Source organism: Monashia sp. HAY1-2A (assembly GCF_056755315.1).
In genome coordinates, this window is sequence record NZ_JBNDHY010000040.1 from 19,313 (window position 1) to 31,794 (window position 12,482).

12 protein-coding genes are annotated in these 12,482 nt (G+C 73.7%); 9 read left to right on the forward strand and 3 right to left on the reverse strand.

The genetic code is table 11. The annotated features are described in order from the left end of the window. Positions 1 to 118 precede the first annotated feature (118 nt). The 7 genes from ACPYOM_RS08285 (at position 119) to rlmN (ending at position 8,383) form a co-directional block, all read left to right on the forward strand. Entirely contained in the window at positions 119 to 841 is a 723-nt protein-coding gene (locus ACPYOM_RS08285) for a response regulator (RefSeq protein WP_481339239.1), read from the forward strand. Continuing rightward, positions 838 to 3,534 carry a DUF4153 domain-containing protein gene (locus ACPYOM_RS08290; protein ID WP_481345591.1) on the forward strand — a complete coding sequence of 899 codons (2,697 nt, stop codon included), beginning with the start codon at positions 838 to 840 and terminating at the stop codon, positions 3,532 to 3,534. The genes ACPYOM_RS08285 and ACPYOM_RS08290 overlap by 4 nt, the downstream gene beginning before the upstream one ends. Positions 3,535 to 3,548: 14 nt before the next feature. Continuing rightward, positions 3,549 to 4,676 (forward strand): aminotransferase class V-fold PLP-dependent enzyme, encoded by a 1,128-nt coding sequence (locus tag ACPYOM_RS08295; protein ID WP_481345592.1) that lies wholly within the window; start codon positions 3,549 to 3,551, stop codon positions 4,674 to 4,676. Positions 4,677 to 4,794: 118 nt separating this feature from the next. Further along, positions 4,795 to 5,523 carry a UMP kinase gene (gene pyrH / locus ACPYOM_RS08300; protein ID WP_481339244.1) on the forward strand — a complete coding sequence of 243 codons (729 nt, stop codon included), beginning with the start codon at positions 4,795 to 4,797 and terminating at the stop codon, positions 5,521 to 5,523. Between the two features lie 97 nt (positions 5,524 to 5,620). Next, positions 5,621 to 6,178: a ribosome recycling factor gene (gene frr, locus ACPYOM_RS08305; protein WP_481339246.1), complete on the forward strand. Its 558-nt coding sequence runs from the start codon at positions 5,621 to 5,623 to the stop codon at positions 6,176 to 6,178. Positions 6,179 to 6,194: 16 nt separating this feature from the next. Next, on the forward strand, positions 6,195 to 7,163 hold the full coding sequence (locus tag ACPYOM_RS08310; RefSeq protein ID WP_481339248.1) for a phosphatidate cytidylyltransferase: 969 nt from the start codon (positions 6,195 to 6,197) through the stop codon (positions 7,161 to 7,163). Between the two features lie 44 nt (positions 7,164 to 7,207). Beyond that, complete coding sequence (gene rlmN, locus ACPYOM_RS08315) at positions 7,208 to 8,383, forward strand: dual-specificity RNA methyltransferase RlmN (protein WP_481345593.1); 1,176 nt, start codon at positions 7,208 to 7,210, stop codon at positions 8,381 to 8,383. Positions 8,384 to 8,399: 16 nt separating this feature from the next. Here rlmN and ACPYOM_RS08320 read toward each other — a convergent pair whose 3' ends face one another. Genes ACPYOM_RS08320 through ACPYOM_RS08330 form a run of 3 tightly spaced genes read right to left on the reverse strand, consistent with a single transcriptional unit; the run spans position 8,400 to position 9,594 of the window. After that, complete coding sequence (locus ACPYOM_RS08320) at positions 8,400 to 8,672, reverse strand: hypothetical protein (protein ID WP_481345594.1); 273 nt, start codon at positions 8,670 to 8,672, stop codon at positions 8,400 to 8,402. After that, positions 8,669 to 9,364 carry a sigma-70 family RNA polymerase sigma factor gene (locus tag ACPYOM_RS08325; protein WP_481345595.1) on the reverse strand — a complete coding sequence of 232 codons (696 nt, stop codon included), beginning with the start codon at positions 9,362 to 9,364 and terminating at the stop codon, positions 8,669 to 8,671. The genes ACPYOM_RS08320 and ACPYOM_RS08325 overlap by 4 nt, the downstream gene beginning before the upstream one ends. Beyond that, complete coding sequence (locus tag ACPYOM_RS08330; RefSeq protein ID WP_481339256.1) at positions 9,361 to 9,594, reverse strand: hypothetical protein; 234 nt, start codon at positions 9,592 to 9,594, stop codon at positions 9,361 to 9,363. Before ACPYOM_RS08330 ends, ACPYOM_RS08325 begins: the two co-directional genes overlap by 4 nt. A 208-nt stretch (positions 9,595 to 9,802) precedes the next feature. On the opposite strand from ACPYOM_RS08330, the gene ACPYOM_RS08335 reads away from it, so the two are divergent. Then, on the forward strand, positions 9,803 to 10,273 hold the full coding sequence (locus ACPYOM_RS08335; protein WP_481339261.1) for a hypothetical protein: 471 nt from the start codon (positions 9,803 to 9,805) through the stop codon (positions 10,271 to 10,273). 117 nt (positions 10,274 to 10,390) lie between these two features. Beyond that, a complete protein-coding gene (locus tag ACPYOM_RS08340) occupies positions 10,391 to 12,337 on the forward strand; it encodes a propionyl-CoA synthetase (RefSeq protein ID WP_481345596.1) in 1,947 nt (648 codons plus the stop codon). The last annotated feature ends 145 nt before the right edge of the window (positions 12,338 to 12,482 follow it).

Below are 12,482 nucleotides of genomic sequence, written 5' to 3' on the forward strand. Positions count from 1 at the left end.
GCGGCCGGCATCGGTCTGTCCGGGGCTCCGTCCGCTGCCCACGGGCGACGGTGACCTTCACAGGATCTCCACACGTCGCACCGACGCCACCCGCGGGCCCGCTCCTAGAGTCAGGGGCATGAGCCAGGGGAACGATGCGCCGCCGGTCGCGACCGCGGGGGCGACGCTGCTCGTCGTCGAGGACGACCCGACGATCAACCAGGCCCTGACCGACCGGCTCGTGGCGGAGGGGTTCCGGGTCGTGCAGGCCCACGACGGGCCCAGCGCCGTGGCGCACCACGAGGAGCACCGGCCCGACCTCGTGCTCCTCGACCTCATGCTCCCGGGCTTCGACGGGCTCGAGGTGTGCCGCCGCATCCAGGCCCAGCGGCCCGTACCCGTCCTCATGCTCACGGCCCGTGCCGACGAGACGGACCTGCTCGTCGGCCTCGGCGTCGGCGCCGACGACTACGTGACCAAGCCGTTCCGGATGCGCGAGGTCGTCGCCCGGGTCCGGGCGCTGCTGCGGCGCGTCGAGCGCGCCCGCGAGCTGGCGTCGGCGCTGCCGGGGCCGCTCGTCCTCGGCGCGCTCTCGGTCGACCGCGGCAGCCGGCGCGTCACCGTCGACGGCGCCGACGTGCACCTGACTCCGCTCGAGTTCGACCTGCTCCTCGCGCTGTGGGCCGAACCCGGGGTCGTGCGCACCCGCGACGAGCTCATGCGGGAGGTGTGGGGGTGGGCCGACGCCGGCCGCACCCGCACGCTCGACAGCCACGTCAAGGCCCTCCGGGCCAAGATCGGCGGGGACCGTGTGCGCACCGTCCACGGGGTGGGGTACGCGCTCGGGGTGGACGAGCCGTGACGCCGCCCGCCGATCCGGCCACCGGCCCGGCCGCCGCCCCGCCCGCCGACCCTCACGTCCACCGGCACCCGCCGGTGAACCCCGAGCGGCCGCTCGACGGCATCCGCTCGGTCAAGGCCAAGCTGGGCCTGCTCGTCGGGGCCAGCATCGTGGCCGCCATCGTCGTGGCCGAGGTCGGTGACCGGTCGGGGGTGCCCGGCTGGCTCACGCTCCCGGTCACGGTCGCCGCGGCCCTGGGCGTCACCCAGTGGCTCGCGCGGGGGATGACCTCGCCCCTGCGGGAGATGACCGACGCGGCCGCCCGGATGGCCACCGGCGACTACTCCCGACGCGTCACGGCGTCCTCCTCCGACGAGGTCGGCACGCTCGCCAAGGCCTTCAACACCATGGCCGGCGACCTCGCGTCCGCGGACCAGCAGCGGCGGCAGCTCGTCGCCACCGTGTCGCACGAGCTGCGCACGCCGCTCGCGGCCCAGCAGGCGCTGCTGGAGAACCTCGTCGACGGCGTCGTGCGACCGGACGACGACGTCCTGCGCGCGGCGCTCGCCCAGGCCGAGCGGCTCGGGGCGCTCGTCGGCGACCTGCTCGACCTCAGCCGCCTCGACGGCGGAGCCGACCGTCTCACCCTGGGGACGGTCCGCGTCGCCGACCTCGTCCGACGGGCGGTGGGGGAGGTCGGCGTCGGCGCGCCGGGCGGGCTCGGGCAGGGGCGACGCGTGCGGCACGAGGTGTCGCTCGAGCCGGCCGACCTGACGGTGACCGCTGACCCGGCGCGGCTCGCTCAGGTGCTGGCCAACCTGCTCGACAACGCGGCGCGGCACAGCCCCGAGGGCGGGACCGTCACGGTCCGCGCCGGCGAGGAGGGCGCCGACCGTTGGTGGCTCGAGGTGGCCGACGAGGGGCCGGGGATCCCGCCAGAGCGCGCGGAGCGCGTCTTCGACCGGTTCGGTTCCGGCGAGGACGCAGGCGGCGGGACCGGCATCGGCCTGGCCATCGCCAGCTGGGTGTGCGAGCTGCACGGCGGGTCGATCGCGGCGCTTCCCTCCGACCCCGGGCGGCCCGGGGCCCGCGTCCGTGCCGTCCTGCCTCGTCACCCGAACGTCGTTGCGCCCGAACCAGACCCACGTCCGAAGGAGACCGCCATGTCGTCGTCCGTTCCCGTCCCGTCCACGGCCGGGGCACCGGGTGCTCCGGTGGCGACGCGGCCGGCGTCGCCGCCCGGGCCGCTCGTCGACACCCTCTTCGGTGACCTGTGGCCCGAGACCGGGCTGGGGCCACAGACCCGGCTGCTGCTCGCCTCCCTCGGGGTCGGCGTCCTCGCCGCGGTCCTCCTGCCGTACCGCAACCTCGGGGTCGCGTTCTGCGTGGTCCTGCTCCTCGGCGGCGCCCTCCTGTGGCACACGAGCGAGCGGCGCCGCACGCCCTGGGGCATCGCGACGACGGTCGTCGGCGCCGGGCTGGCCACGCTCGCCGTCCTCCGGGCCGCCGAGTGGCTCACGGTCCTGGCCGTCCTCGTCGGCGTCGTGCTGACCGCCACCGCACTCACCGCCGCCAGGGGGCTGCCGGCGATCGTCGCCGGCGTCGCGTCGTGGCCGCTCTCGGCCCTGCGAGGGCTGCCGCTCCTCGGACGGACCGTCGCCGCCACGAGCCGGGTGACGGTCCTGTGGCCCGTCGTGCGCACCGCCGCCCTCTCGCTCGTCGCGCTCGTCGTGTTCGGCGGCCTGTTCGCCTCCGGTGACGCCGTCTTCGGGTCGTGGGCCGGCCACCTGGTGCCCCAGATCGCCTGGGACGGCCTCGTCGTCCGGTTCTTCGTCGGGTTCGTCGTGGGCGGGGCCCTGCTGGCCGCGACCTACGTCGCCCTCAACCCGCCGCAGGTCGGGCGGGTCGTCCTGCCCGCCGGTCGTCCCGTGGCGCGGGTCTGGGAGTGGGTCGTGCCGGTCGCTCTCGTCGTCCTCCTGTTCGTGGCCTTCGTCGTGGCGCAGGCCGCGGCCCTCTTCGGCGGGCACGACTACGTCCAGCGCACGACCGGCCTGACGTACGCCGACTACGTCCACCAGGGGTTCGGGCAGCTCACTGCCGCAACGCTGCTCATGCTGGTCACCGTCGCCATCGCCGTGCGCAAGGCGCCCCGCGCGAGCGCTCGCGACCGGCTCCTGCTGCGCGTCGTGCTCGGTGCCCTCTGCGCTCTGACGCTCGTCGTGGTCGCGTCGGCGCTGCACCGCCTGGACCTCTACCAGCAGGCCTACGGCTTCACCGTGCTGCGCCTGCTCGTCGTGGCGTTCGAGCTGTGGCTGGGGCTGCTCGTCGTTCTCGTCGTCGTGGCCGGTGTCCGGCTCGAGGGCTGGTGGCTGCCGCGCGCCGCGCTCATGTCGATGGCGGCGTTCGTCCTCGTCGGCGGCCTCGCCAACCCGGAGGCGTGGGTCGCCCAGCGCAACGTCGACCGCTACGCGGTGACCGGCGCGCTCGACGCCGCCTACCTGTCGACCCTGGGGCCCGACGCGGCACCGACGATCGTCGCGGGCCTGCCGAGGGCCGTGGCGTCGTGCATCGTGCAGCCCGACCCGACGGCTCGTGACGACGCCCTCGCATGGAACCTCGGACGGTCCCGGGCCGCGGCCCTGGCGGTCCAGGCGCCCTCGGGCGCGGAGGCAGCCAGGTGCGCCGCCCTGCTGGCCAGGGGCCTGCACCACTGAGGCAGGATGGCCGGGTGCGTCGCGACATCGCCGAGCGCTTCGAGCTCGACCCGGCCCTGACCCATCTCAACCACGGCGCGTTCGGTGCGGTTCCGCGGGCCGTCCGCGAGGCCCAGGACCGGGCCAGGGCCAGGATCGAGGGCGCCCCGATGCGGGCCTTCCGCGACGAGCTGCCCGACGCCCTGGCAGCCGCGCGGCGGGAGGCGGCCGCGTTCGTCGGGGTGACCCCGGACTCCACGGCCCTCGTCCGCAACGTCACCGAGGCCGTCGGCGTCGTCCTGCAGGGGCTCGACGTCGGCCCGGGCGACGAGGTCGTCGTCAGCGACCACGGGTACCTCACGGCCGGCTGGTCCGCCCAGGCGCGGGGGGCGAGTCTGCGCACCGCCTCCTTCCCGGTGGACGCCGCGCCGGACGACGTCGTCGCGGCCTTCGCCGCCGCGGTCACCGGCCGGACCCGGCTCGTCATGATCGACCACATCACCTCGCCGACGGCGCTCGTGCTGCCCGTCCGCGAGGTCGCGGCCGCGGTCGCCCCGGTCCCCGTCCTCGTCGACGCCGCGCACGTCCCGGGGGCGCTCCCGGGCACGGACGTCGAGTCCCTCGGCGTGGCGTTCTGGGCCGGCAACCTGCACAAGTGGTCCTACACGCCTCGCGCCGCGGCGACGCTCTGGGTGGCGCCGGAGCACCGCGACCGGATGCGCCCGCTCGTGACGTCGTGGAGCCACGGCCTGCCCTTCCCCGAGCGGTTCGACCTGCAGGGCACCGTCGACCACTCGGCATGGTTGGCCGTGCCCGACGGCCTCGCCGCCTGGCACGCCTTCGGCGGCTGGGACCAGGTGGAGCGCAACGCGCAGCTGCTCGTCCGTGGTGCCGAGCGCGTTCGCGTGGCCCTCGGCACCGCGATTCCACACGGCGGCCTGCCGTCGGCTCCGTGCCTGCGCCTCGTGGCCCTCCCGGAGGGGGTGGCCACGACCACCGAGCACGCCGAAAGCCTCTGGCAGGCGCTGCACGCGGCGGGTTTCGTCGTGCCGCCCGTCGCCTTCGGCGGACGCGGCTACCTGCGCCTGGCCGCGGCCCCGTACAACGACGAGGACGACTACGCGCGGCTCGCCGAGGCGCTGCCGGCCCTCGTGCGGCCCTGACGACGCCCCTTCGAGGGGTCCGGACGGGCCGGGTCAGGGCTCGATGCGGTCGATGCGGATCGGATGTGGAAAGATCGACCGACCCTGCGAACGCATCCCCCGAGGAGGCCCCGCGCCCATGACCGACGCCCACCCCACCCCGTTCCACCGGGTCCTCCTCAAGCTCTCCGGAGAGGTCTTCGGGGGTGGCCGCATCGGTCTGGACCCGGCCGTCGTCGCCGGGATCGCCAGGCAGATCGCCGAGGCCGTGCGCGGCGGCGTCCAGGTCTCGGTCGTCATCGGCGGCGGGAACTTCTTCCGCGGTGCCGAGCTGCAGCAGCGCGGCATGGACCGCACCCGGGCCGACTACATGGGGATGCTCGGCACCGTCATGAACTGCCTGGCCCTGCAGGACTTCCTCGAGAAGGAGGGCATCGAGACGCGCGTCCAGTCCGCGATCGCGATGCAGCAGGTCGCCGAGCCGTACATCCCGCGGCGCGCCATCCGCCACCTCGAGAAGAACCGTGTCGTCATCTTCGGCGCGGGTGCCGGCATGCCGTACTTCTCCACCGACACGGTCAGCGCCCAGCGTGCCCTCGAGACCAAGTGCGACGCCCTCCTCATCGCCAAGAGCGGCGTCGACGGCGTCTACACCGCCGACCCGAAGACCGACCCCACCGCGACGAAGTACGACACGCTGACCTTCGAGGAGGGCCTCGCGAACGGTCTGCGCATCGTCGACGCCGCTGCGTTCAGCCTCTGCATGGAGAACAAGCTGCCGATGGTCGTCTTCGGCATGGAAGGCGCCGGAAACATCACCCGTGCCCTGCTCGGTGAGAGGATCGGCACGCTGGTCACCAACGCCTGACCGGCTGGGCTGCGCCCCGCCGGCGCCGGCCCACGCCACGGACCATCCCCAGACACGCCAGCCACCCGCTCACGAGGGACGAGGAAGCCACACCGCCATGATCGAAGAGACGATGTTCGAGGCCGAGGAGAAGATGGACAAGGCCGTCGAGGTCCTCAAGGAGGACTTCGCGGGCATCCGCACCGGCCGGGCCAACCCGGGCCTGTTCAACAAGCTCACCGTCGAGTACTACGGCGCGCCGACCCCGCTGCAGCAGCTCGCCTCGTTCCAGAACCCCGAGCCCCGCACCATCCTCGTCATCCCGTTCGACAAGTCGGCCATGCACGCGATCGAGAAGGCCATCCGCGACTCGGACCTGGGTGTCAACCCGAGCAGCGACGGCAACCAGATCCGGTGCGTCATGCCGGAGCTGACCGAGGAGCGCCGGCGCGAGTACATCAAGCTCGCCCACGGCAAGGCCGAGGACGCGCGCGTCTCGGTGCGCAACATCCGCCGCAAGGCCAAGACCGACATCGACAAGCTCGTCAAGGACGGCGAGGTCGGCGAGGACGACGGCACCCGCGCCGAGAAGGAGCTCGACGGCCTGACCAAGAAGCACACCGACCTCGTCGACGGTCTCGTCAAGGCCAAGGAGGCCGAGCTGCTCGAGGTCTGACCTCGCGGCTCCAGCCATGATGACGACCGACTCGCCGTCGGAGCCCGCGGACCGCCAGTCCGCGGCGCACCCGGCCGACGGCGGCGACGGGCTCCTCGAACCCGTGCCCTACGACCCCGCCCTCGACGACGTCGCCGGCCTGCCCGCCGGCGACGTCATCGAGAAGCGCCCGAGCCGCGCGGGCCGTGACCTGCCCGCGGCGATCGGCGTCGGCCTCGGTCTCGGTGTCGTCATCGTCGCATCCCTGACGCTGTGGAAGCCGTCCTTCCTCGTCGTCGTCGTGCTGGCGGTGGGCGTCGGCATCTGGGAGATGCGCGGCGCCCTGCGGCACGCCGGCGTCCGGGCGCCGATCGTGCCGGCGCTCGCCGGGGCGGTGGGCATGGCGTGGGCGGCGTACGTCCACGGCCCGGGTGCGCTCACCGTCGCGTGGGCGCTGACCTGTCTGGCCGTGGTGCTGTGGCGCGGCACCGGGCGTCTCGACGGCGCCGGGCGGGACGTGCTCGGAGGCGTGTTCGTCGCCACCTACCCGACGTTCCTCGTCGGCTTCGCCATCCTCCTCCTCGCGCCCGAGGACGGTGTCGGACGCATGTTCGTCTTCCTCATCACGACGGTGTGCAGCGACGTCGGCGGCTACGCCGCGGGGGTGCTCTTCGGCCGGCACCCCATGGCACCGACGATCAGCCCGAAGAAGTCGTGGGAGGGCTTCGCCGGCTCGGTCGTGCTGTGCGTCGTCGGCGGTTCGCTGACCGTCCACTTCTTCCTCGGCCACGCGTGGGTCATCGGCGTGCTGCTCGGGGTGGGGGTGGCCGTGGCGGCGACCGTCGGCGACCTCATGGAGTCGCTCATCAAGCGCGACCTCGGCATCAAGGACATGTCCAACATCCTGCCGGGGCACGGCGGCATCATGGACCGCCTCGACTCGCTCGTCGTCGTCGCGCCCGTGGTGTGGACCGTGCTGACGCTGCTCGCCGCCCAGCCGTCCTGACCGGCTGGGTCGTTTTGACTCGGCCTGCGAGAATGGCTGTCGTCATGACCGAGACCTCCGTGCCCCTGCCCGAGCCCACCACCGCACGCCCCGAGCCGGGCCAGCTGACCTTCCGGGCCCCGCGTCGCGGCAAGCCGCCGCGCCACCTCGCCGACCTCTCGCCGGCCGAGCGCAAGGATGCGGTGGCCGCGCTCGGCCACCAGGGGTTCCGGGCCCGGCAGCTGTCGACGCACTACTTCGAGCGGCTCGTCGACGACCCCATGCAGATGACCGACCTGCCCAAGGGCGTCCGGTCCGAGCTCGTCGCCGACCTGCTGCCCACCCTGCTGACGCCGGTCGTGCAGCGCGTCGCCGACGACGGGCAGACCCTGAAGTACGCCTGGCGCCTGCACGACGGCGCCATCGTCGAGTCGGTCCTCATGCGCTACCCGAAGCGCGTCACCATCTGCATCTCGAGCCAGGCCGGGTGCGGGATGAACTGCCCGTTCTGCGCCACCGGCCAGGCGGGACTGACCCGCAACATGTCGGCGGCCGAGATCGTCGAGCAGGTCGTGTGGGCGGCCCGCGCGCTGCGCCGCGGCGAGCTGGCCGGCGGCGGCGACGCGGACCGCGAGCACCCGCTGCGCGTCAGCAACGTCGTCTTCATGGGCATGGGTGAGGCGCTCGCCAACTACAAGGCGGCCATCGGGGCCATCCGGCGCCTCACCGACCCCGCGCCGGACGGCCTGGGCATGTCGGCGCGCGGCATCACGATGTCGACCGTGGGGCTCGTGCCGGGCATCGACAAGTTCGCCGCCGAGGGCATCCCGGTGACGCTCGCGCTGTCGCTCCACGCCCCCGACGACGAGCTGCGCGACGAGCTCGTGCCGATCAACACCCGGTGGAAGGTCGACGAGGCCATCGACGCGGCCTACCGCTACTTCCAGACCACCGGCCGACGCGTCTCCATCGAGTACGCCCTGATCCGCGACATCAACGACCAGGGGTGGCGGGCCGACCTGCTCGGCGAGAAGCTCGCCGCGCGGGGACGCGGCTGGGTGCACGTCAACCCGATCCCCCTCAACCCGACGCCGGGCTCGAAGTGGACCGCCTCACGCCCCGGCGTCGAGCAGAACTTCGTCGAGCGTCTCCGGGCCCACGGGGTCCCGACGACGATCCGCGACACCCGCGGTCAGGACATCGACGGCGCCTGCGGGCAGCTCGCCGCCGCCACCGCCTGAGTCGGACGGCCCCGGGTCACTCCTGCAGCCGCGCCAGCGCCGCGGCGGGGTCGACCCCGAGGTCGGACGCGACGAGCCGGACCAGCGACTCGGTCTCCTCGGCGCAGGCGGCGCACCCGCGCAGGTGCACGAGCATCTCGGGCAGCTGCCGGGTCTGCGGGTGCTCGACGAGAGCCTCGGCGTACCGGTCGGCGAGGTCGAAGCAGTCCTCGCACGACAGCCAGGGCTCCGTGTCCAGGCTCAGCGCCCGGGCGTCGTCGGGCGTGAGGCGCCGTGGTGTGGAGGTCATCGTGTCTCCCCGGTGGCGGGTGTCAGGTGTCCGGTGGCGGTCAGGTGGTCCCGGATCCGCGACCGGGCCACGTGCAGCGTCTTGTAGAGCGCGCCGCGCGTCGTGCCCAGCCGCTCGGCGAGGACGTCGATCGGTACGTGGTCGACGAGCAGCGCCACGGCGATCCGGCGCTGGTAGGGCGTGAGCGCGACCGCGAGCGCCGATGCCACGGCGGCGGCGAGGTCGGCGGCCTCGGCGTGGTGCTCCGGACCGGGGGCGGCATCGACCCACGTCGCGTCGTCGGGCAGGCAGACCTCGCGCGTGGCCCAGGCCTGCCGGCGAACCTCGTTGGCGGCGTGCAGGATGCCGAACTTGTAGGCCCAGGTCGTGAAACGGCTGCGGCCCTCGAAGGTGTCGAGCTTGGCGAGCACGTCCACGAGCGCGTCGTCGGCCGCACACTCCGCCACTCCCTCGAGAGTTGCCGCGCCGGCATGCGGCAGCTGGCCGCGCAGGTGCCACACCTGGTGGCGGGCGGCCTTGAGCACGAACGAGTGCAGCTCGCGCAGGGCCTCGTCACGCCGAGGACCGGTAGCGGTGAGGTCGGCGACCCAGTCGCGGGACACCGGGCGCGGGACCGGACGCGGGACCGCGCCGGGTGACCGCCCGGCGTCGACGGCCGGGTGCAGGGCGCCGTTCGGGTCGGCGATCGTCACGACGACCATCCTTCCGGGGAGAGGATGCGTGCGGCAAGGACCGGTGGGCAGCCTCGGTCGACGAGCTGCAGGACGGCGTGCACGTCGACGCGTCGGTCCGCGGCCAGCCGGCCGGCGAGGTCGGCGTCGAAGCCGGCCTCGAGCAGGCGGCACCGGCGCCACGTCGTCACGTCGACCGGCGGGCCCACCGGTCCGCAGCCCGGGTGGCGACGGGTCGGATGGATGGTCATACCGGGTTGGTGTCGCTCGACGCGGCCGTCTTACCGGACCGGCCGGGCTCCACCACGGGGTCGCGGAGGACCGGCGGTAAGGCCCGCACCCCGGCCCGACACCAACAGGGTGTCGCGGCGAACGGTGCCCCGAGCCCCACGTGAGGGGCGGGACGGCATCGACGCCGTGGGCCCGTGCATCACCTCATACGAGAACCAAGGAGTGCCCATGTCCAGCACCCACGCCATCCCGACGCGTCCCGGCAGCGGGGACGCCACAGCGGCCGCCGCACGCCGGGATCCGGCCCGCCAGGCGTTCCTCGTCCTCCGGACCGCGTTCACCGTCGCGCCGATCATCTTCGGCGCCGACAAGTTCGCCCACCTGCTCGTCGACTGGGACCGGTACCTGGCCCCACCGATCGCGCACCTGTCGCCGTTCAGCGTCCACCAGACCATGTACGTGGTCGGTGTCGTCGAGATCGTCGCCGGGGTCGTCGTGGCGGTGTGGCCTCGGATCGGGTCGCTCGTCGTCGCGGCGTGGCTGGCGGGCATCATCGTCAACCTGCTGCTGATCCCGGGCTACTACGACGTCGCGCTGCGCGACTTCGGGCTGTTCCTGGCCGCGGTCGCGCTGAGCCGCCTCGCCGTCGCCTACGACCGGCGGCCCCTGCCGTGGGCGCGGGGACACGCCCGGTCCTGACGCCGCTGCGGTCGCGCGCCGGCGATGTGCCCGGCGTCACGACCGCTCGTCCGTCCCAAGGGTCACCTCGGCGCACCGGCTCTGGCGCGGAGGCGACCCCGACGGCACAGTGAGGCCATGACCACCGACGGCATCGATGCCACGTCCGCCTTCGAGGCCTACCGCGAGCTGCACGCGTCGAGCCTGCGCGACCCGGAGGGGTTCTGGGCCCGGGCCGCCCGGGCCGTCGACTGGGTCACGCCGCCGACGCGCGTGCTCGACGACTCCAGGCCGCCCTTCTACCGCTGGTACCCGGACGCCGAGCTCAACGTGTGCCACAACGCCCTCGACCGGCACGTCGCCGCCGGACGAGCCGACCAGCCGGCGCTGCACTACGACTCACCCGTCACCGGGACGAAGGCGACCCTGACGTACGCCGACCTCCTCGACCGGGTCGCCCGCTTCGCCGGGGCGCTGGCCGGGCTCGGGGTCGAGAAGGGCGACCGCGTCGTCATCTACATGCCGATGGTGCCCGAGGCGGTCGTCGCGATGCTCGCCTGCGCCCGCCTCGGCGCCGTGCACTCGGTCGTCTTCGGCGGCTTCGCCCCGCAGGAGCTCGCGGCACGCATCGAGGACGCCGAGCCGAAGGTCGTCGTCTCGGCCAGCTGCGGCATCGAGCCCTCCCGCGTCGTCGAGTACAAGCCGATGCTCGACGCCGCCCTCGACCGAAGCAGCCACAAGCCGGAGTCGGTCGTCGTCCTGCAGCGCGAGCAGCGGCCGGCGGCGGTGGGGGAGCGCGACACCGAGTGGGAGGAGATGACCTGGGACGAGGTCGTCGCCGACGCGGAGCCGGCCGACTGCGTCACCGTCGCGGCCACCGACCCGCTCTACATCCTCTACACCTCGGGCACGACGGGCCGGCCCAAGGGCATCTACCGAGACTGCGGCGGGTACGCGGTCGCGCTGCGCTGGTCGATGGAGCACGTCTACGACGTCCGGCCCGGCGAGACGATGTTCACGGCCAGCGACGTCGGCTGGGTCGTCGGCCACTCCTACATCGTCTACGGTCCGCTGCTCACCGGCGCCACGACCGTCCTCTACGAGGGCAAGCCCGTCGGGACGCCCGACGCCGGCGCCTTCTGGCGCGTCATCGCCGAGTACGGCGCCGTGTGCCTCTTCACCGCCCCGACGGCCTTCCGGGCGATCAAGAAGGAGGACTCCGCGGCGGCCAAGGTCTCCGAGCACGACCTGCGCCGGTTCCGCACCCTCTTCCTCGCCGGCGAGCGGCTCGACCCCGACACGTACGAGTGGGCCTCGGTGGCGCTCGGTGTCCCGGTCGTCGACAACTGGTGGCAGACCGAGACCGGCTGGCCCATCGCCGCCAACCCCACGGGGATCGCGCTGCTGCCCATCAAGCCGGGGTCGCCGACGGTCGCGGTGCCCGGCTACGACGTCCGCGTCCTCGACGGCGAGGGGCACGAGGTGCCGGCCGGGACGGAGGGCGCCATCTGCATCAGGCTGCCCATGCCGCCCGGAACCCTGCCCACGCTGTGGCGCGACGACGACCGGTACGTGTCGTCCTACCTGTCGGCCTACCCCGGGTACTACCTCACCGGCGACGGTGGCTATCTCGACGAGGACGGCTACCTGTTCGTCATGGGCCGTACCGACGACGTCCTCAACGTCGCCGGGCACCGCCTGTCCACCGGCTCGCTCGAGGCGGCGCTCGCCGGGCACGAGGCCGTCGCGGAGTGCGCCGTCATCGGCGTCCACGACGACCTCAAGGGGCAGGTGCCGCGCGCCCTCGTCGTGCTCAAGTCGGGCATCGACGGCGACGTCGAGGGGGAGCGGATCCGGCGCGAGCTCGTGGACCGCGTCCGGGCCGAGGTCGGACCGGTGGCGGCGCTGCGCCGCGTCGACATCTTGCCCGCGCTGCCCAAGACCCGCTCGGGCAAGATCCTCCGCAAGACGATGCGCGAGATGGCCGATGGCAAGGACGCCGTGGTACCGGCGACGATCGAGGACGCATCGGTCCTCGACGCCCTCGCCCCGGTGCTCACGGGCCCTGCCCAACGGCCTGAGTGACCTCCCGCCACAACCGCGCCGTGGCTGTCTCTTATACACATCTCCGAGCCCACGAGACGCGTAGTAATCTAGGGGGGGGGGGGGGGGGTTGGGGAGAGGGGGGGGGGGGGGGGGGGGGGGGGGGGGGGGGGGGGGGGGGGGGGGG